The sequence below is a fragment of the Mucilaginibacter phyllosphaerae genome (assembly GCF_004378255.1).
Taxonomy (GTDB): domain Bacteria; phylum Bacteroidota; class Bacteroidia; order Sphingobacteriales; family Sphingobacteriaceae; genus Mucilaginibacter; species Mucilaginibacter phyllosphaerae.
Genome location: NZ_SNQG01000002.1, coordinates 481,048 through 502,017 on the forward strand (window position 1 = coordinate 481,048; position 20,970 = coordinate 502,017).

Annotated in this window: 21 protein-coding genes; 18 read left to right on the forward strand and 3 right to left on the reverse strand. The window is 40.9% G+C overall.

Annotation, left to right across the window (positions count from 1 at the left end; all coding sequences use genetic code 11):
- Positions 1 to 34 precede the first annotated feature (34 nt).
- The 17 genes from E2R65_RS06995 (at position 35) to E2R65_RS07075 (ending at position 17,080) form a co-directional block, all read left to right on the forward strand.
- Positions 35 to 1,315 carry a lipopolysaccharide biosynthesis protein gene (locus tag E2R65_RS06995; RefSeq protein WP_134335764.1) on the forward strand — a complete coding sequence of 427 codons (1,281 nt, stop codon included), beginning with the start codon at positions 35 to 37 and terminating at the stop codon, positions 1,313 to 1,315.
- Positions 1,299 to 2,627, forward strand: coding sequence for a hypothetical protein (locus tag E2R65_RS07000; protein ID WP_134335765.1), 1,329 nt, complete (start codon positions 1,299 to 1,301; stop codon positions 2,625 to 2,627). Before E2R65_RS06995 ends, E2R65_RS07000 begins: the two co-directional genes overlap by 17 nt.
- On the forward strand, positions 2,611 to 3,234 hold the full coding sequence (locus E2R65_RS07005) for a CatB-related O-acetyltransferase (RefSeq protein WP_134335766.1): 624 nt from the start codon (positions 2,611 to 2,613) through the stop codon (positions 3,232 to 3,234). The genes E2R65_RS07000 and E2R65_RS07005 overlap by 17 nt, the downstream gene beginning before the upstream one ends.
- Positions 3,235 to 3,245: 11 nt before the next feature.
- Positions 3,246 to 3,800, forward strand: a complete 555-nt coding sequence (locus tag E2R65_RS07010) for an acyltransferase (protein WP_134335767.1) — start codon at positions 3,246 to 3,248, stop codon at positions 3,798 to 3,800.
- Positions 3,801 to 4,718 carry a glycosyltransferase family 2 protein gene (locus E2R65_RS07015; protein ID WP_134335768.1) on the forward strand — a complete coding sequence of 306 codons (918 nt, stop codon included), beginning with the start codon at positions 3,801 to 3,803 and terminating at the stop codon, positions 4,716 to 4,718. It abuts the gene before it with no gap.
- Positions 4,715 to 5,974 (forward strand): O-antigen ligase family protein, encoded by a 1,260-nt coding sequence (locus E2R65_RS07020; RefSeq protein ID WP_134335769.1) that lies wholly within the window; start codon positions 4,715 to 4,717, stop codon positions 5,972 to 5,974. Before E2R65_RS07015 ends, E2R65_RS07020 begins: the two co-directional genes overlap by 4 nt.
- Position 5,975: 1 nt before the next feature.
- Complete coding sequence (locus E2R65_RS07025; protein WP_134335770.1) at positions 5,976 to 7,088, forward strand: glycosyltransferase; 1,113 nt, start codon at positions 5,976 to 5,978, stop codon at positions 7,086 to 7,088.
- A 36-nt stretch (positions 7,089 to 7,124) separates the two neighbouring features.
- Positions 7,125 to 8,144: a glycosyltransferase family 4 protein gene (locus E2R65_RS07030; protein WP_134335771.1), complete on the forward strand. Its 1,020-nt coding sequence runs from the start codon at positions 7,125 to 7,127 to the stop codon at positions 8,142 to 8,144.
- Between the two features lie 28 nt (positions 8,145 to 8,172).
- A complete protein-coding gene (locus E2R65_RS07035; protein ID WP_134335772.1) occupies positions 8,173 to 9,375 on the forward strand; it encodes a glycosyltransferase family 4 protein in 1,203 nt (400 codons plus the stop codon).
- A 30-nt stretch (positions 9,376 to 9,405) separates the two neighbouring features.
- Positions 9,406 to 10,032, forward strand: a complete 627-nt coding sequence (locus E2R65_RS07040) for a sugar transferase (RefSeq protein ID WP_134335773.1) — start codon at positions 9,406 to 9,408, stop codon at positions 10,030 to 10,032.
- A complete protein-coding gene (locus E2R65_RS07045; RefSeq protein ID WP_134335774.1) occupies positions 10,020 to 10,853 on the forward strand; it encodes an aldolase/citrate lyase family protein in 834 nt (277 codons plus the stop codon). Before E2R65_RS07040 ends, E2R65_RS07045 begins: the two co-directional genes overlap by 13 nt.
- Positions 10,854 to 10,879: 26 nt before the next feature.
- Entirely contained in the window at positions 10,880 to 11,845 is a 966-nt protein-coding gene (locus E2R65_RS07050) for an NAD(P)-dependent oxidoreductase (protein ID WP_134335775.1), read from the forward strand.
- A 346-nt stretch (positions 11,846 to 12,191) separates the two neighbouring features.
- Positions 12,192 to 14,138, forward strand: coding sequence for a polysaccharide biosynthesis protein (locus tag E2R65_RS07055; protein WP_134335776.1), 1,947 nt, complete (start codon positions 12,192 to 12,194; stop codon positions 14,136 to 14,138).
- A gap of 123 nt (positions 14,139 to 14,261) precedes the next feature.
- Positions 14,262 to 15,197 (forward strand): KpsF/GutQ family sugar-phosphate isomerase, encoded by a 936-nt coding sequence (locus E2R65_RS07060; RefSeq protein ID WP_134335777.1) that lies wholly within the window; start codon positions 14,262 to 14,264, stop codon positions 15,195 to 15,197.
- 4 nt (positions 15,198 to 15,201) lie between these two features.
- Positions 15,202 to 15,942 (forward strand): 3-deoxy-manno-octulosonate cytidylyltransferase, encoded by a 741-nt coding sequence (gene kdsB / locus E2R65_RS07065; protein WP_134335778.1) that lies wholly within the window; start codon positions 15,202 to 15,204, stop codon positions 15,940 to 15,942.
- The gene (gene kdsA / locus E2R65_RS07070) at positions 15,929 to 16,708 is read left to right on the forward strand and encodes a 3-deoxy-8-phosphooctulonate synthase (protein WP_134335779.1); all 780 of its coding nucleotides are present in this window, start codon (positions 15,929 to 15,931) and stop codon (positions 16,706 to 16,708) included. Before kdsB ends, kdsA begins: the two co-directional genes overlap by 14 nt.
- A 27-nt stretch (positions 16,709 to 16,735) precedes the next feature.
- Positions 16,736 to 17,080, forward strand: coding sequence for a DUF6122 family protein (locus E2R65_RS07075; protein ID WP_134335780.1), 345 nt, complete (start codon positions 16,736 to 16,738; stop codon positions 17,078 to 17,080).
- A gap of 21 nt (positions 17,081 to 17,101) precedes the next feature.
- Here E2R65_RS07075 and E2R65_RS07080 read toward each other — a convergent pair whose 3' ends face one another.
- Complete coding sequence (locus E2R65_RS07080; protein WP_134335781.1) at positions 17,102 to 17,581, reverse strand: nucleoside deaminase; 480 nt, start codon at positions 17,579 to 17,581, stop codon at positions 17,102 to 17,104.
- Between the two features lie 97 nt (positions 17,582 to 17,678).
- A complete protein-coding gene (locus tag E2R65_RS07085) occupies positions 17,679 to 18,275 on the reverse strand; it encodes an OmpH family outer membrane protein (protein WP_183500330.1) in 597 nt (198 codons plus the stop codon).
- Positions 18,276 to 18,456: 181 nt separating this feature from the next.
- On the opposite strand from E2R65_RS07085, the gene gyrB reads away from it, so the two are divergent.
- On the forward strand, positions 18,457 to 20,415 hold the full coding sequence (gene gyrB / locus E2R65_RS07090) for a DNA topoisomerase (ATP-hydrolyzing) subunit B (protein ID WP_134335782.1): 1,959 nt from the start codon (positions 18,457 to 18,459) through the stop codon (positions 20,413 to 20,415).
- Positions 20,416 to 20,500: 85 nt separating this feature from the next.
- Here gyrB and E2R65_RS07095 read toward each other — a convergent pair whose 3' ends face one another.
- Entirely contained in the window at positions 20,501 to 20,932 is a 432-nt protein-coding gene (locus E2R65_RS07095; RefSeq protein ID WP_134335783.1) for an aspartyl protease family protein, read from the reverse strand.
- Between the last annotated feature and the right edge of the window lie 38 nt (positions 20,933 to 20,970).

The following is a 20,970-nucleotide window of genomic DNA, read 5'->3' on the forward strand; positions in this document are numbered from 1 at the left end:
TGCGCAGATACACTATGAGTAATTTTAATATTTAATGCTGGCTAAATTTAAAGACAATAACTTTTTTAAAACGATGCTTCACTATGCAGCATCGCAATTAGTCGGTAACATGTTTCGCTTAATATCGGGCTTTTTAACCGTAAGGTTAATTGAGCCGCAGATATACGGAATTTTTACAGGATACGGTGTTTACCTTGGGTACATACTATTGGGGCCGTTAGGCTTATCAAACGGCCTAAGCCGCGAGTTGCCTTATGAGATGGGCCGCGGTAATGATGCATATGCAGGCAAACTGGCAAACTCTGTGTTTGTGGTAATGACCATATTAGGTGCAATTGCTGCAAGTGCATTTATTATATGGGGGTCTGTAGAAGCTTATCATCATCACCGGGATGCTGCAATAGTGTTGTTCACCTATTCTGTTTCGGCAGCGCTGGTGTTAATGAATAAGCACTTTTTACCCGTACTTTACCGTACTAATAAAGATTTTAAGAAAGAATCTAAAATAAACATTGCGGTAAGTATAGCAAATGTTGTTACCGTTGTAATGGTTTGGTATTGGGGCTTAATGGGCTTGTGTGTACGCGGTATAATCCTTATTGTTTTTGAAACATCGTTGTTAAATTATTTTAAACCATACAAGTTAAAATTTGAATGGAACAAAGAAGACCTCAAAAAACTTTTTAAAACCGGTTTGCCTATATTTTTTGTAGGGCAGGTAAACCCGCAATGGACTAACATCATGAACACCCTGTTGTTCTCGTTTGGCGGGGCTTTAAACTTTGGATATTTTGCATTATGCTCTATCACGCAGGCTACAATTGGCATTATACCAAACGCTTTTAGCCAGGTGTTATACCCCAAAATGTCCAGGATGTATGGCGAGGGAAAATCGCTTAAAACAATATATTATTCATTCCGTAAAGCGGCTTATTTACAATCGGTTTTTATATTTGGTATAGCTGTAATAGGTACATTTATTATACCCTGGGTTATCCCGCCGCTGTTGCCGAAGTACGTAAACGGTATAGCCGCCGCCCAGTGGATGATGTTTGTGCCTGCAGTGCAATCGCTAAGTTTGATGAACAACTTGTTTAATGTTGCTAAAAAACAAACCTGGTATTTTTTATCATTAATTGCCGGTGCTATAGGCGGTACAATATATATATTAATCCGTCTTAAACTTGGCACTTTTAACCTGGTGTTCTTTCCGCAGGGATTAATAGTAGGTGCAATTATTCAACAAGGAATGTGCATGTTCGCTATCAATAAATTAGTCCACTTACCAGAATTTAGTAATGAAAGAGCTGGCTAAAAAGTTAATAAACGTTGAGCATGAGTTGAACAAGGAAATTAAGGTTTATTTCCTGGGGTCTTTAATTGCAGATCATCTGCGTTATGTATTCTTAAACCAGGCTAAAAAAAATAAAGAAAGTATCTCCGGTGAATTATTGGGGGCCATAAAACTCTTGTTTAAATTTTTAGCTAAGAGTAGCAAGCCTGCAAATATTAATGGCGGCATAAAAGTAATTTTTGGCAGATCAGGCCAAAAGCATCACCACCACCGGTTAGTAGATTACCTGGAAGACGAGTACAAAAGCGAATCAATGCTTTTTGATAAGGGATATAAAAATGCAATAGCCTTATTGCCTTTAAGCAAAAGGATAAAAATATTTTTTAACGTACTAAAAAAATTGCCCTTTGCATATAAATCGGCAAAAAAGAAATTAACCAACTATGGCCTTATTCCCTATCAAAGTAAATTAATCACCAACTTAACAGGCCAGCTTATAAAATTTGAGGCTGCAATGGCATACCTGCAAAGCATAGCCGGTTTAAAACTGGTGGTGGTAGATTATGACCGTAGCACGTTTTCGGCCCTGGTGTTGGCTGCGAATGCATTGAACATTAAAACTGTAAGTTTTCAGCACGGTGCTATCAATCCTCCTTACGGTTACGTGCCGCTCATCGCAAATGAAATTTGGGTTTGGGGTAATACCTGGAAAAAAAGCCTGGTGGCAATGAATGTACCGGCCTCAAATATACAGATTGTAGGATCTACCATTGCAGAGCACTTTCCTAACCACAAATCTGCCCGTATTAAAACAATTGGTATAGGGCCCAACCCAATAGGCTTTTACCACAATTTTGCCTTATGGAGCCAACTAACTGTTGAATTAACTGATCTTGGATATGAGGTAATTGTTAAGCTTCATCCATCGATGAAGGTTAATGACGAAGTGCTTAAAATATTTGGCAGCAAGGCAAAAATTGTAAATGCGGCAGAAATGTCTAACCCTGATTTTCTTAGCCGGATAGACCTGCTTGTTATTTCTAACAGTGGGTTAGGTTATGAGGCGGTACTTGCAAATGTGCCCGTAGCTGTAAAAAGGCAGGCAGGTAGTATAGGGAACGATGATATGATGATAACGGAAGGTTCATTCCCGGAGTTAATATCCGGCAGTAAACTTAAACAGCAGATCTTGAGCATACAGGAGAATTATCAGGAGGTGCTTGCTTCAGAAACTGATTATGTAAGTAAAAATATCTACCAGCAAACCGGTAATGAGGCCCGTTTGGCAACAATTAAACTAATTAACAACTATATTGATGGGGTGGCTAAGTAATAAAGTTATTGATAACTTTGTAAAGTTAACAAAAGCTGTAAGGTCAAGAGAGATAAGCAGGCACATTAAAAGCGGTATGCTTACTGTTGGTGCAAATACTTATGGTATTAACCATTTAACTATACACAGTTACAAAGGCAGCGAAGCAAAAGTTAACATTGGTAAATTTTGTTCAATTGGCCCTAATTTGCTTATTATAACCGGCGGTATACACCCCGGAGATTGGGTATCAACATACCCATTTCGCGTAAAGTGGAATATGGAGGGGAAATATCATGACGGGATGCCGTCGACAAAAGGAGATATCATCATAGAGAACGATGTTTGGATAGGCTCTGGTGTAACTGTACTATCAGGTATTACCATTGGTAGCGGTGCCATTATAGCCTCTAACAGTATGGTTACAAAAAGTGTTGCACCCTATACAGTTGTAGGCGGTAACCCTGCTAAACCTATAAAACAACGTTTTGATAACGATACAGTTAATGCTTTGCTTAAATTAAAATGGTGGGATATGCCTGATAACGAAATTCTAAAATTTGTGCCGTTATTAAGCAGTAACCAGGTAAATGATTTTTTAGAGGCGGTAAAAAAGGCAAAGGCTTAAACAAATAGATAATGAAGAAAGCCTTTAAAAAGCTGATCACGTTAATTAAACACTCTGGCAGGGTATTCATCTACTTTTTTAAGGGCGGTGTTGCCTATGCAAGGGCATGTGGCGTAATGGTTGGCCAAAATTGCCGCATATATACCCGTAGTTTTGGTTCCGAGCCTTTTTTGATAACCATAGGTAATAATGTAACCGTAACGGGTGGTACTGCTTTTATTACACATGATGGTGCGGGTATTTTATTTAATGATGACAAAGGGCGCCGGTATTTGTACGCTCCGGTGGAGATAGGCAACAATGTTTTTATTGGCTATCGCAGTATTATATTGCCAGGCGTAAAAATTGGTAATAATGTAATTATAGCTGCAGGTTCTGTAGTTGTAAATTCAATACCCGATGATGCAATAGTAGGCGGTACACCCGCTAAGATCATAGGTAAATTCAGTGATTTAAAAGACAGGGCTTTACAATCCTGGGTATCTGATGCTGATATTAATAAAAGCCTTGCTTATCAGGACAGGATAAACCAGGTAAAAAGCAATGTTTTAAAGAAAAGTTTATAAATGGTGCTAAAAAAATACTCTATAGTTATTGTTAGCTGGAATGTAAGAGACTTACTGATACAATCGATAAGTGATTTTGTAAACCGTAGCGATGTTGAAATTATTATTATTGATAATAACTCAAACGATGATAGCGTAGAGGCTGTGCGTTCCCAATTTCCGGAGGTAACAGTGGTAGATAATAAGGTCAATCTTGGCTTTGCAGGCGGTAACAACCAGGGTTTTGAAATGGCGACAGGCGAATATGTTTTTATACTGAACCCTGATACTATTTGTACTTATGAGGCTTTGCAAATAATGGGCCGTTATTTAGATGAAAACCCTCAATGCGGTGCCGTTGGGCCAAAGATATTTTATGGCAACGGCGTAATACAAAAATCCTGCGCGCGCAGGTTGCCAACGGTGGGCAGTTTTTTTATAATGGAAGTGCTTAGGTTAAAAAAGGTAAAAAGTAAGGTTTTAAATCATTGGATGAAATATCCTTATAAATATGACCAGATTCAAAGTGTTGAAGCCATATCCGGCGCAGCAATATTGATAAGAGGAGCCTTATTAAAGCAATTGAAGGGTTTTGATGAGATATATCTGCATACTGGTGAAGATATAGATCTTTGCAAAAGGGTAGTGGAAAGCGGCGCCGATATTATTTATAATCCAGAAAGTTCATTGATACATTTGGCCGGACAAAGCAGTAAGCAAGATTTGCTTAAAGTTATGTTTAAAACACATAAAAGCAGCTACCAGTATTTTAAACAAAACTCTGGCGTGGGTGCTGCATGGGTGTTTTGGGGTTTATTAATGGGCATTAAAATACCTGTTGATGTCTTTTACTACTTTATCAGATCTAAACTATTTGGTAAAAACGAAGCGGAATATAAATTGAATTCATCGCTTTTTAAAAAGCTTACCGGCATATGAAAGCGAGTTACATTTTATTTTGTGTATTTATATTTTCTGTAACTACCGATCTTAACAACCTGTTAAGTATCGCCAATAAATCAGCAGGTTTTTTGTCGCCGGTGTTTATCGGGTTACTGATAATATTTTTATACTATTCTTTTAAGTACAATATTAAGGTGGATAAGCACACCAAAACTTTACTGATACTATTCGGCTTATGGTTTACATACGGCTCTATATTAAATATTGGCAGGCCTCAAGGTTTTGAGCATACTACAGATCGTTTCAGGTATTATCTGCCATCTATTTTGTACCTGTTTTCGGTATCATTAATGTTTACCAGATTTTTTAAGGAGGGCAAGTTTTTAAACCTGATGCGGATAATAACATTCGCGCTTGTATTAAACTCTATTGTAATTACCTTAACCAGCCTTGGTTATGTGATATCCATCGTGAATACGGACAGGGGAAGTGATGACCGTATTGGTGGCTTGTTTGATAGCGTTAATCAGGCGGGAGTAGTATCGTCCTTTGCACAAATATTTTGCTTGTTTTTTGTACTGATAGAAGTAAAACCTATCCGTAAGATCATGTACTATACGATGTACTTTGTCAGTTTATCAGCAGCTGTTCTTACATTCTCAAAAGGTGCATTTTTATACTCCATCGTAATTGGCGTGGGCTTCTTGTATTTCCAGACATTTAAAGCCGATAAAAAAGCTGTTAACAGCAAAGTGACACAGTATTTATTATTGATTTGTATTATTATAGCAGGTGCATTTGCTTTTAAACAAATGTTCAGCAACCGCGAGTACTCAAAAAATCAAACACAGAGGATAGATCAATTTACCCGTTTATTGGGTGGGGAGGTAAGTGCAGAAACCACAACCAACAGATCGAAAATTGGCGGAACTGCTATATCGCTGATGGAAAACGATGCTTTTATGGGCAGGGGCTTGGGCTCATTCCATGCTATACCAGAATTGGGCGGCCTTGGTACCCACGATACTTATTTACTGATACTGGGAGAAATAGGTGTTGTAGGCTTATTTATATTGCTTTTGTATTACTTTGGCCTCTGGTGGGCTTCATTCAGACTAAGGCCCAATTCCTACTCATTTTTATGTTTAGGCATCATTACTGTTTTGATGATCGCATCTTTTGCATCGCATAATATATTCTACGTTAAACTATATATCATGATGTTTGCCCTGCTAAACAGTGTTAACAGTTATATAAAGGCTAATGGTGTTAAAAATATTTTAAATCAATAGCATGAAGGTGGCTTTATTTGTAGGTAACCTGCAGGGTGGTGGCGCAGAAAGAATGATGGTTAATTTAGCCAATAGCTTTGCTGCATTAGGTAATGAAACCTCCCTGCTGTGTGCAGATTTCTCCGGCCCATATTGTGCCGAGGTTGCTAACGATGTTACTGTGTATGATTTTAAAAAGAAAGGGGCATTTGCTGCCGTAAAAGACCTTCGCAGTTATTTAAAAAGTAACCAACCCGATTATCTCCTTACTACACAAAGCCACGTAAGCGCGTGTGCCGTGCTTGCCCATAAATTATCTGGCCAAAGCAGCACTAAGCTGATCATCAGGGAAGCAACCACACCTTCAGAGGCGTCTAGGCGTAAGGGCGGGATTAAATCAAAGATAGTTTCGTTTTTAATAAAGCAGCTATACAATAAAGCGAATGGTTTTGTTGCAGTATCTGAAGGGGTTAGGGCCGATATGATTCCTTATTATTCCCTTAAGCCGCAAAATGCGGTGGTTATTAACAACCCTGTTGTTACAGCCAGTATGGATACACTTGCAAAGGCGCCTGCTGATCATCCCTTTTTGTTCACGCATCGCAAGCATATTACTATTATGGGTGTTGGCAGGATAAGTAAGGTTAAGGATTTTGGTACGCTGCTAAAGGCATTGGCCGAACTTAAAAAAAATACCCCGGCCAAACTGATAATTTTAGGAGATATTACAACCAATCCGTCAGAGTATGAAAAGCTGCAGGGCTTGGTAAATGAATTGGGCTTACAGGCTGATGTAAGCTTTCCGGGATTTGTTGCCAATCCGTTTGCCTACTTATCAAAAGCGGATGTTTTTGTTTTATCATCTTTATATGAGGGGATGCCTGGTGTACTGATACAGGCGCTTGCCTGCGGGTGCCAATGTGTAAGTACCGATTGTAAAAATGGCCCGGCAGAAATATTACAAGGCGATAAATATGGCACTTTAGTACCGGTTGGCGATTTTGAGGCTATGGCTCAGGCTATAAATAACGCGTCGGCAAATCCAAAAGATCCTGAATATTTAAAAACCAGGAGCATGGATTTTAACGATGTTAATTCTGCCAAGGCATATATAAATTATTTTAAACAATTATAACATCACCAGTCTAAAATCCGGTGTTTTAATGGCATAATGAAAAAAGATTTTTTGATCATAGGCTTCTTTGGATATATAACAAACCAGATAGACGGGCAAACCGTGCGCAGCCGTAATATCAAAAAGCTACTTACGCAGGAGTTTGGCTTTAATACATCTTATTATGATACCCAAGCTTTTCGTAAAAACCCCTTAGGGATCTTTAGCCTGCTGTTTTCGATCCCATTGCATAAAAAAGTAGTGATATTACCTGCCCATCGTAATGTTAAATTTTTAATGCCCGTAATCGTTTTGTACAGTAAGCTGTGGTTCAAAAAAGTTTATTTTGTTGCTATAGGCGGCTGGCTTGCAGGTTTGGTTCAAAAAAACACCTACTTAAAGTTTTTTCTGAAAAGGCTTAATCATTTGTTTGTGCAAACTAACGATTTGAAGGAAAAACTGGAGGCTATGGGTATTGCCAACGTAACCATTCTGCCTAATTTTAAGTTTCATGATTTTGAACGGCCGTTACCAGTTGTGTCTAATGATCTTAAGGTGATCTTTATGTCGCGCGTTATGCGCGAAAAGGGTTTGGATACGCTCGAAAACCTGGCCCGCCGTATAGAAGCAGATAACGTGCCTGTAACCATTGATATATACGGGCCGATGGCTAAGGCAGATGAGGGATACCTGCATGAGATCGTTAAAAATTATAGCAGTTTACAATACCTGGGCTTGGTGCAGCCTGATGATGTACACCCGGTAATGGGCAAATATGATGTATTTCTGTTTCCGACACATTATATGACCGAGGGTTTCCCGGGTGTAATATTAGATGCCTTTATTGCAGGTATCCCGGTTGTTGCATCTAAATGGAACTATGCTACAGAATTTATTGATGAGACTAACGGTTTGTTGTTTAACCATCAGGAATGGGAGCAGGCTTATGCACACATAACGCAATTACTTAACAATAAGCCTTTGTTGGAAAAATTAAAACAAGGCTCGTACTTAAGCCGCGAAAAATACGCCGTGCCTGCTATTAAAAAAATACTGGAAAAGGCCGGAATGGTTTAATTTGTACATCGCCGTAAAATTTACTTTAATGAATATACTTTACATCCATCAATATTTTAGAACACCAGCCGAACCCGGCCCTACCCGTTCTTACTGGGTTTGTAAGGAATTGATAAAGCAGGGGCATAAAGTAACGATGCTTACCACCAATAGTTCGATAGAAAAAAGCCATAGAAGGGATATTGAAGGCATTGATGTCATCTATCTAAAAATACCTTACGATAATAAAATGGGGATGTTAAAACGGTTAATAGCGTTCCTTAAGTTTATGTTCAGGTCCACCATGCTGGCGTTTAAAGAAAAAAACGTCGATCTGGTTATCGCTACTTCAACGCCTTTAACAATCGGTTTCCCGGCGCTGATGTTAAAAAGGTTTAAGAAATTGCCCTATCTGTTTGAAGTGCGCGACCTTTGGCCTGAAGTGCCTATTCAAATGGGAGGGATAAAAAATCCGCTGATCATTAAAATGGCGGTGGCTTTTGAAAGAGCCATCTACAAACACGCTACACACATAATAGCCTTATCACCCGGAATGGCTGATGGAGTTAAAAGCGCCGGTGTTGCAGACAGTAAGGTGACCATGATCCCCAATATGTCTAAAATTGATGAGTTTTGGCCACGCGAAAGAAACGAACAGTTGTGTAAAGATCTTGGTTTAAGGCCAGAGTCATTCAAACTGATTCATTTCGGGTCATTAGGCCTGGCAAATGGCGCCAATACGATTGTAGACAGTGCAATTTTATTGAACAATAACCCGGATATTGATATCCTGTTTGTAGGCGGCGGCTCCACAAAAGATGTTTTGGAAAGCCGCTGTGTGGAAGCTGGCCTTACTAATGTACACTTCCTGGGCAAATTTCCGATGAAAATCATGTCAGAGATCGTTAACTTTTGCGATGTATCTATTGTAAGTTTTATGGATCTGCCTATCCTGTACACTAATTCGCCAAACAAATTATTCGATTCATTATCGGCAGGTAAACCAATTATTGTGAATTCGGCCGGGTGGACAAAAGACCTGGTAGAACAAAACCAATGCGGATATTACGTTAACCCCAACAAGCCGCAAGAATTGGTAGACCGCTTGCTGGAATTGTCGAGATCGCCGCAAATTATAGCCGATATGGGTACACAGTCCCGCAAACTTGCCGAAACAAAACTTGATAAATCAATATTATGCAAGCAGTTTTGCGAAGTGGTAAAAAGTTTGCCGGTTGGCAAAACAGCTTAATATTAATTTAAAATCAGTTACGTTCAAAAAATGTATTCCATTATAAAAAGGCTTATTGATATGATCATATCAGCAGTGCTGTTAATTATCTTATTGCCTGTTTTAATTATTGTAGCCATCCTGATAAAACTTGATTCGGCCGGCCCGGTACTTTTTAAACAGATCAGGATCGGGCATTTGGGGCTGCCTTTCCAGATCTTAAAGTTCCGTACCATGATCAATCGTAAACCACACGAAATAGATCAGTTAAAAGAAGGCGTTATCAAAGGGAACGACAGCCGTATAACTAAGCTTGGCGCTTACTTGCGCGCCAGCAGTTTAGATGAATTGCCGCAACTCATCAACGTACTTTTAGGCAGCATGACGTTTATTGGCCCAAGGCCAATTTTACCCGAGCAAAAAGAAGTGGTACCCCCGCAGTACCAAAAACGGTTTTCGGTATATCCGGGTATCTCCGGGCTGGCGCAGGTAAAAGGCCGTCGTAGCCTGAGCTGGGAAGACCAGCTGATATTTGATTGCGAATATGCTGACAGAAAAAGCTTTAAACTGGATATCTATATCATGATCAGAACGGTTGCGGTAGTGTTTTCTAAAAAAGATATTTACGGTGCCGAAGGTAAAAACTGGCGCTTATACCGCGAAGAATGGAAAAAATAAACAGGCCTATGAAATTAATGTACATTACTAACGACCCGCATATTGCCACTTATGCAGAAAGCTGTGGTGTACAGCGCATTTTTGTTGATATGGAATATATAGGCAAAGATGAAAGGCAGGGGCATTTAGATACGCATAAGGCCAAACATACCCCGGCAGATGTAAAAAGAGTAAAGGGCGTTTTGCAAAAAGCAGAGGTTATGGTACGCATAAACCCTATTTATGATGGAACTGCTAATGAAGTGGAGGATGTTATTAAAGCCGGTGCGGATGTAATTATGCTGCCCATGTTTAAAACAGTAGCAGAGATTGATACCCTTGTTGGGCTGGTAAATAAACGTGCCCGCATTTGTTTATTATTAGAAACGCCGCAGGCTTTGGCACGCTTAGACAGCATTTTGGAAAGGGCGGCAGATCTGGATGAGATCCATCTGGGGCTGAACGACCTGCACCTGGCTATGCAGCTTGATTTTATGTTTGAATTGCTGTCGGGTGGTTTGGTTGAGTATGTTGCGGGTGCCGTTAAGGCAAAAGGGTTGATATTTGGTTTCGGAGGCATTGCCTGTATTGGCGGCGGCGCTATCCCGGCAGAATTAATATTAAGCGAGCATATTCGTTTGGGTTCAGAAATGGTTATCCTTTCGCGCACGTTCCATCATAATGCCAGGTCTCTGGATGATCTGAAAAACAAAATAGATCTGAAGAAGGAAATAGACTTGTTGCAGGATACCTGTATTAAATATAGCCAGGTTAATTCATCTACACTTTTGCAAAACAGACAGTTACTGAAAGCGGCTATCAGTAAACTCAAAAAATCATAGTATTACACCTAATAATAGTTTGGCTTGTGATTAAAATAGCATTTGCATTTCCTGAAGACAGGCTGCCGCAGTTTACTGCTCTGGTAAATGAATATCTTGATGAAAGTACAGATACATCTTTTCATTTTGTATCAGATAAAGAAGCCTTGATAGCCTTGTCTCCGGAGGTTTTAATTACCAACCAATATAATTGGGTATTTGAATATTATCAAGGGCCTAATCAGCTCAAATGGATTCATTTTATGAGCGCCGGTGTAGATAAGGCGCTGGAAGAAATTGCTAAAAAGCCACAAAATGGGCTGGTTGTAACAAACGTTAGCGGCATACACGAAGAGTGTATCCGTAATTACGTTTTCTCGTGGATATTGGGTGATGCACAGAATTTGCTGTTTAATTACGATAATCAAAAGGCAAATGCCTGGGTGCGCAGGCAGTCGGTATCATTGGTAAACAAAACAATACTTGTTTATGGCTACGGTAGTGTAGGGCGTTCTATCGGGAAACTTGCCCGTACATTAGGCATGCAGGTAATTGGTGTGGTAAACCAAAGTAAACAAGAAGATACGAGCATTAAAACTATTGTCTTTGAACAGGTACAGCAATACGCTGCCGCTGCAGATTATATAATTGTATCAGCACCGCTAACTGCCAAAACGCGTAAAACACTTAACAGTGACTTTTTTAACCTGTTTACTCAAAAGCCGGTTCTGATCAATATTTCCCGTGCAGAAATGGTGGATATGAATGCTCTTTTATTAGCATTGGATAACGGTGTAATAAGAGCTGCCATTCTGGATGTTCATGATACTGAACCATTGCCTGCAGAATCGGGACTATGGGGTAAACAAGGATTGTTTTTAACACCCCACATTTCTGGCTATACCAATAACGGGATGGAACTGGGGATGAAAAAATTAAATGACCTGCTAAAGTGTTACCTGTCATCTGGCATACCAAACCATATGCAAGTATTGGTAAATAGAGGCTATTAATTTCATTATTAGTAAGATATCTTTTTTAGCTATCAAAATACATAGAAATATCTATTTTAATTTTAACAGTAATTATTATATTTGTAAGGTTAATAACAAATTTCCCCCGATTGTGTTGTGACGTTTAGTTACTGTGCATTTACATCAGCATGGTAATTAAAGTATAATAAAATGAAGATTACAGGCATAATGATTAGCCTGTTGTCATCAATGTTATTGAATTATAAACAGAAATGATAACTGATACATACATTGTAATTTAACGATGTAAGTATGCCCCCAAACCAGGCATATCAGTAAAAGTTGAAAAATTTAGCTTTGCGTCATCTGCTTACATCAAATGCCCATGAAAAAATATTTACTTTTTAGTAAGGTAGTACCCAGGTGGATAATCATGTTATTAGACTTTGTAATTGTAACATGGTCTTTTGCATCATCATACCTTATTGTAAATCGTTTTGAATTTGCCAATATATTAAGAGGGTACTTTTTTATTTATACAGGGGTATATTGTATCATAACTGCAATAGTTATGTACCTGATGCGTATCCATACAGGGCTTATCCGCTACTCAAATACCCGCGATGTGCTGCGTATTTTCGGCTCGGTATTTATAAGTAGTTTGGCATATTTAATTGTTATTACATTGTGGATAAGGCCAAATTTGCACATTAATGCTGCCACTATTGATCTGGTATTACTGGTAAATTTCTCCCTGTCGAGCACGTTGCTTATTTTGCTGCGAAGCGCCGTAAAAAGTGCTTTTAACTATCTTAACAATTATTCCAGTTCCAAAAAAACATCGGTGCTTATCTATGGGTCAGATACCAGCGCGGTGTTGGTTAAGCAGGCTTTAGAGGCAAGCGCTAAAACTAATTTTGTTATAGTTGGCTTTGTTGATGCCGATAACAGCAAGATAAATAAAGAGATACAGCAAGTACGGGTATATGATATAAATAAACTTGCCAAACTGAAACAAAAACGCTCTATTGATAAGATGATCATCATGAACCATCATCTGGATGAGCAATCTAAAAAAACGGCGCTTGAGGCATGCCTTGCATTAGGCATACAGGTACTTACCGTGCCGCCGTCAGATCAGTGGATATACGGTAAGCTAAACATGCAGCAAATAAAAGATCTTAAAATAGAAGACCTGCTGCAACGTAAAACCATCCAGATTGATACTACCCGCATTTCTCAGGATCTGCAGGGCAAACGGGTTTTGGTTACAGGCGCTGCCGGGTCTATCGGGTCCGAAATCGTTCAGCAAGTATTGCAGTATAATCCTGCAATGGTTATACTTTGCGACCAGGCCGAATCTCCGCTGCATGAGATTCGTTTAGAGGTGGAAGAAAAATATGCGCAAATACCCATTAAAATATTTATTGGCGATATTCGTAACTACCATCGCATGCATAAATTATTTGCAGATTACCGGCCCGAAGTTGTGTATCATGCCGCTGCCTATAAGCATGTGCCAATGATGGAAGAAAACCCTTCAGAAGCAATAAGAGCTAATGTGCTGGGCACAAAAAATATTGCCGACCTATCCCTTGCATTCGGTGCAAATAAGTTTGTAATGGTATCAACAGATAAGGCTGTAAACCCTACAAATATTATGGGCGCAACCAAGCGTATTGCCGAGATCTACATCCAATCGCTTAAAAACAGCCCCGAGAATAAGCATACCTGCTTTATTACCACCCGCTTTGGTAACGTATTAGGGTCTAACGGTTCGGTTATACCGCGTTTTAGGGCGCAGATTCAAAAAGGCGGCCCTATAACGGTAACCCACCCGGAGATTACCCGGTATTTTATGACCATACCCGAGGCCGTGCATCTGGTGTTAGAAGCGGGTACAATGGGCAGCGGCGGCGAAATATTTATTTTTGACATGGGCGAACCTGTACGTATAGTTGACCTGGCGCTTAAAATGATTAAACTGGCCGGTTTACAGCCAGACAGGGATATTAAGATAGTTTACAGCGGACTGCGCCCGGGCGAAAAGTTATACGAAGAGTTGCTTAACGATGGTGAAAGCACTATGGCTACCCATCACGAAAAAATTAAAATATCGCAGGTAATAACTTATGCTTATAAACAGGTTGCCGATGATATTAAGGAGTTGATATCCTTAAATGAAAAGGACAATGAAACAGCTGTTGTTCATAAGATGAAAGCCATTGTACCCGAGTTTATCAGTAAAAATTCAAAATTTGAAAATCTGGACGGTAAACGTTTAGAAAGTATAAAGATAGATACGAAAAAGTTACGGGTGCTGCAGGATTAGTAAATACACTAATAACCGCTTTTGCCTGATGTTTGTGGTTTCAGCACATACAGGTCATTTATCTTATCTGATTTTATTGCCTATTATTGCAATACCAAATAATGGCCCGAGCTTTTGCAGCTTATGAAGAGTATTGCCCAAAAAGTATTTGATATAGAGATTGCATCCTTGCAGTATGTGGCATTGATGATTGATGATGAATTTAGCCTTGCCGTTGATGCCATATTAAGATCAGCTGGTAAGCTGGTGGTTTGTGGTATGGGTAAATCCGGCCATATCGCTAAAAAGATCTCGGCTACATTCACCAGCACCGGTACCCCCAGCTTTTTTATGCACCCTGCCGAAGCTTTTCACGGAGACCTGGGTATGATAAGCGCCAGTGATGTGGTACTATTGGTGTCTTATTCCGGCGAGACCGAAGAAGTGCTTAAAATAGTCCCGTATCTACAATACAATAAAAATACTTTTATAGCAATCACCGGCAACCCGCTGTCTACGCTGGCCAAAAATGCAACCTATCATTTAAGCGTTTGCGTTAAGCAGGAGGCATGCCCTTTAGAGTTAGCCCCTACATCGTCTACCACAGCTACGCTGGTTATGGGTGATGCGCTTGCCGTGGCGTTAATGACTGCAAGAGATTTTTCTCCGGCAGATTTTGCCCGTTTCCACCCCGGCGGCAGGCTTGGCCGCAAGCTGCTGGTAAGGGTTAAGGATCTGATGCGTACAGATAAGCTTCCGTTTATTGATACCGATGCCACATTCACACAGCTGGTACTGCAAATGAGCGAAGGTAAATTAGGGATGGTTATTGTAGGTACATCCGGCAAGGTACACGGTATCATAACAGATGGTGACCTGCGCCGCGGCCTGGTGAAGTACGATGACATTTATCACCTGCCAATTACCAGCCTGATGAACCCTAACCCTATGAGTATTAATGAGCATGAATTGGTTTACGATGCCGAGGAACTGATGATGAAGCATAAAATAACCACCTTGCTGGTACATAATGATGCCAAGGTACTTACAGGCGTTTATCAGATCTTTAATCAGGCGTAGCAAAATGAAGGTAATTATTGTTATACCCGCACGTTTAAAATCTACCCGGCTGCCGCGTAAGGTGCTTTTAGATTTGGGCGGTAAACCGGTGATACAGCGTGTTTATGAGGCTTGCCAAAAAGCTACCCTCCATCACCAGATCTGGATAGCTGCAGACAGCAATGAGGTTTTTGATGTGTGCAAGGCTTTTACCCCAAACGTTATCATGACCAAAGAAGAGCATCCCAGCGGTACCGACCGTATTGCCGAGGTGATTGAAACTATTGCCTGCGATATGGTAATAAATGTGCAGGGCGATGAGCCATTCTTTGATGCCGGGATTATTGACCGCCTGATAACTGCACTACAGCAAAGTGATGCCGTTATGGCCAGTGTTTGCGCGCCGGTACAAAACAACGGGGAATTAAATAACCCCAACCTGGTAAAGGTGGTTACAGATGTAAATAGTAATGCTATTTACTTTTCCAGATACGCCATTCCCTTTTCTCGGGATGCAGAGGTGGAAGAAACATCAGCTTATAAAAAGCATATGGGCGTTTATGCCTATAGGGCATCTTTCCTTAAAAAGTTTATCACGATGCCCGTTTCTTTTTTAGAAAGTACAGAAAAACTGGAGCAGTTAAGAGCGATAGAGAACGGATATAAAATTAAAATGATTGAAGTAAAAGGTATAGAGAAGGGAATAGATACCCCGGAAGACTTACTGCTTGCACGGAAAAAAATAGAACAGAATGGCACTATATAATGATATTACCCAAAAACCTTTTTTTATTGTTGGCCCATGCGTTATGGAGAACCAGGAACTGCTTTACACCGTGGCCGAAAAGGTTGCCGAAATTGGCAGTAGATACCCGGTAACCGTAGTATTTAAATCATCGTTTGATAAGGCTAACCGTACCAGCGCACATGCATACCGTGGCCCCGGTTTAGCCAAGGGGATGGAGATGCTGAACAAGGTTAAAGAAAAATTCAGCCTGCCCGTTACTACAGATATCCATGAGCCATTCCAGGCGGCGGCTTGTGCCGAAGTGGTGGATATTTTACAGATCCCGGCATTTTTATGCAGGCAGACAGACTTGCTGATTGCCGCAGCCGAAACAGGCAAGATAGTTAATGTTAAAAAGGCCCAGTTCTTATCCGGGCAGGATATGTTTTATCCGGCGCAAAAGGTTAAAGATGCAGGTAACAACCAGGTAATACTTACCGAGCGTGGCAATTCTTTCGGTTATAACAACCTGGTGGTCGATTTCAGGAATATTTATGACATGAAAGAATTTGGTTACCCGGTATGTATGGATTGCACCCATTCGGTACAACGGCCGGGAGGTGCAGGAGGCAAAACCGGGGGCGACCGTAAATTTGTGCCTAATATGGCACATGCTGCCAAAGCATTTGGCGCCAGCGGCTATTTTATAGAAACACATCCAGACCCGGACAATGCCCTTAGCGACGGCCCTAATATGCTTTACTTAAAAGATCTGGAAGAGCTGATCAAATCACTCATCAACTAAAGTAGTATCGGCAAGCTTTTATCATCAATGCAAAATTTTGCCTTTTTAACGGCGCTGCGGCCCGTATTGCATTACGGGCTGCACTTTGCTGCGCCGGGCTTGCTGGCTTATATTTTTTTTAGAGACAGGTGGCAAAAAGCATGGCTGATAATGATAGCTACCATGTTAGTTGATGCCGACCACCTGTTAGCTAAACCTATATTTGATCCTATGCGGTGTAGTGTGGGTTTCCATCCTTTACACTCATATTATGCTGTAGGCGTGTATGTAGTGTTATTGTTTTTCCCTAAAACAAGGATACTGGGTGTCGGCCTGTTATTCCACATGCTTACCGATTTTGAGGACTGCCAGTGGATAGGACTGGTAGGATGAAAGATAAAATGGTTTTGTAGTTTAATAATTATCTTTCTCGTCTGATATTTCCCATTGCTTAAATATAGCAAAGGCTTCGTTATGCATCATTTGTACAAATGGAAGTTTGCGTTTTTCCATAGGCAGTGCAAGTTCATCATAAATAAAATGATCGTCGAAACCAATATCAGCAGCATCCTTTTTGGTATTGGCAAAATATATTTTATCTATTCGTGCCCAGTATATGGCGCCCAGGCACATAGGGCAGGGTTCGCAGCTGGTGTAAATTTCGCATCCCTCCAGGTTGTAGGTGCCCAGTTCCTGGCAAGCCAACCTAATAACAGATACTTCGGCATGCGCGGTTGGGTCATTTGTAGGTACAACGCGGTTGGCGCTACGGGCTATCACCATACCACCTTTAACAATTACCGCCCCAAAAGGGCCACCCAAACCCTGTTTAACATTGTATTCAGACAACTCAATTGCCATTTGCATGAATTTTTCAGTTCCTTTATTTTCCATATCGTTCTAAATTAAAAAAACCCCAGCTACTAAGCAGGGGTTTTTTTAATAATACTAAGTCTGCACATCAGCATATACGCATCAGCACATTAATATATTATTTTTTGTCTTTAGTGTAAGCGTCGTTTAATCTTTTAATCACATCATTCGTTACATCAAGGCTTGGGTCGCCGTAAAGTACGGTTGCGTTACCTTTTTGGTAGGTAAGTATCATTTTGTAACCCTTTTCTTTAGCGTAAGCTTTGGTAAAATCTACCAGTTTTTCGTAAAGTTTGGTTTGCTCGTTCATCTGGTCGCTTTGCACCTGCGCACCTGCATTTTGCTGATATTGCTGAAACTCCTGTCCTTTACGCTGTAAACGTTGCTCGGTAGCCTGGCGCTGGTCGGCACTCATAGTAGCGGCACCTTTCTGGTATTCTGCAACCTCGCGTTGTATAGCCTGCTGGCGCGTTTGTACATCACTTTGCGCAGCTTTGCTTTTATCTCCCAGGCGTTTGTCCATATCCTTAATATAATCGTACTTGCTTACTAACGAGTCCTGGTTAATGTAAACAATTTCGGGGGTAGCGGCAGTGGTACCTGCGGTGCTTGCAGCAGCAGCCGGTTTGGTTTCTGTTTTATTTTGGTTACAAGCAGATACACCTGCAGCAATTAATAATGCCAATACTGATTTTGTAACAATTGATGCCTTCATTTTAATTGTGTTTATCTTAAAAAATTTTGACAAATATAATCTTTCGTCACAAGTTTCCTAACCATTAATTAAGGATGTTTATTACGGGTCATATTTATCCACAATTGTACTTATGTTGCACATTGTTAAGCTTAATATGGCGCAAAAAACGTAAATTTGAGGGTTATTGTTTTAATCAATTATGAGCGAAGAAATTCAGGATAAATCAAATTATTCAGCAGATAATATTCAGGTTTTAGAAGGCCTGGAAGCTGTAAGGAAAAGGCCTTCCATGTACATTGGTGATACAGGCGTTAAAGGCCTCCATCACCTGGTTTACGAGGTGGTTGACAACTCCATAGATGAGGCGCTTGCCGGGTATTGCGATACCATCAATGTCACGATCCATAAAGGCAATTCTATCACGGTTAAAGATAACGGCCGTGGTATCCCAACGGGTATCAACACCAAAGAGCAAAAATCAGCATTAGAAATTGTAATGACCGTGCTGCACGCAGGCGGTAAATTTGATAAGGATACCTACAAGGTATCCGGTGGTTTGCACGGTGTGGGGGTAAGTTGTGTTAATGCACTATCTATACATGTTAAAACCGTTGTACACCGCGAGGGAAAGATCTTTACACAAGAATATGAACGTGGTAAACCCCTGTTCCCGGTAAAAGAGATCGGGGTGTCTGACCAAACGGGTACTATCCAAACTTTTCAGCCGGATGCGGAGATCTTTACTACCACTACCGAGTATAAGTTTGAAACCCTGGCTACCCGCTTACGCGAACTGGCATTTTTAAATAAAGGCATCCGTTTAACCTTAACAGATGAGCGCGAGACAAATGACGATGGCTCATTTATCGTAGAAGAGTTTTTCTCTGAAGGCGGATTGCGTGAATTTGTTAAATACCTGGATGGCACCCGTGTAGCGATTATCTCGGATCCGATATATTTAGAGGGAATTAAACAGGGGATCCCAGTCGAGCTGGCTTTTCAGTATAACGATACGTATTCAGAGAATGTGCACTCGTATGTAAACAACATTAATACCATAGAAGGCGGTACGCACGTAGCCGGTTTTAGGATGGGTTTAACCCGTACGCTTAAAGCTTATGCCGATAAAGAGGGTCTGCTAAAAAATGTTAAGGTTGATGTAACCGGGGATGACTTCCGCGAAGGTTTAACGGCTGTAATATCTGTAAAAGTGCAGGAGCCGCAGTTTGAAGGCCAAACCAAAACCAAACTGGGTAACAGCGAGGTAAGTGGCGCGGTTAACGTTGCCGTAGGCGAGATTTTAGGTAATTACCTGGAAGAAAACCCAAGAGAGGCTAAGATGATCGTTCAGAAGGTTATATTGGCTGCTACTGCCCGCGCTGCTGCACGTAAAGCGCGCGAAATGGTACAGCGTAAAAGCGTCATGAGCGGTTCGGGTTTGCCGGGTAAACTGTCTGATTGTGCCAACAGCGATCCCAAATTATGCGAATTGTACCTGGTAGAGGGCGACTCGGCGGGTGGTACCGCCAAGCAGGGCCGCGACCGCGAGTTTCAGGCTATCCTACCACTACGTGGTAAGATCCTGAACGTGGAAAAAGCCATGGAGCATAAGATCTACGAGAATGAAGAAATAAAGAATATGTTTACCGGTTTAGGTGTAAGCATCGGCACGCCCGAAGATGCCAAGGCCTTAAATCTTACCAAACTGCGCTACCACAAAATTGTGATTATGACGGATGCCGATGTGGATGGGTCGCACATTACTACGCTTATCCTTACCTTCTTCTTCCGTTATATGAAAGAGCTGGTAGAGTTTGGTTATGTTTATATTGCATCGCCGCCACTGTATCAGGTTAAAAAAGGTAAAGAATTTGAGTATTGCTGGAACGATGAGCAGCGTGATGTTGCCGTGCAGCGCTTAAAAGGTGCCGGTAAAGAAGATAGTGTGCATATACAGCGTTACAAAGGTTTGGGAGAGATGAACGCCGAGCAATTATGGGAAACCACTATGAACCCGGCTAACCGCACCCTTAAAAAGGTAAGCATTGATAATGCTGCCGAATGCGACCATACCTTCTCTATGCTGATGGGTGATGAGGTTGCCCCACGCCGTGAGTTTATTGAGAAAAATGCACGTTATGCGCGGATAGACACATAATTGATGTACGGATTTGCGTATTTTAAATATGTAGATGTATGTTTTAATTTCAATATAGCCCTGCTGAATAAGCAGGGTTTTTTGTTTACTTTAACTTTAAAACCTTCTTTCCAAAATCTATTACAGCGTTATATTTCATTAATATATCGCTGCCTAAAACACCTAATACCTCGGGGTGGCCCATTTCACGATAGGCAATATTGATGGTGGATAGGTCAAGCACGGCAACTTCCAGTTCCGGGATCAGCATTTCGCCCATGCGGATGTTTTCGATTACAGCGGTTGACGACTGCATTGTATTGGTGCCCAGCCCGGTAGAAAGCCGCTCGCTTGCTACTATTGCAGCTTGCTCATTAGCCTGTACCAACAGATCATGGTCAAATGCGGTGCGCGATGCGCCGGTATCCAGCACCACCTTAAACGGTTTGCCAAACACCATGATATCCAGTACAGGATGAAAGCCATCGCCATGCAGATCAATAATATGGAGCGGAACGGTTATAGTTCTTTTAGTCATTTTTTGGGGCAACCCGATGGCATTGCGTAATACGAGTA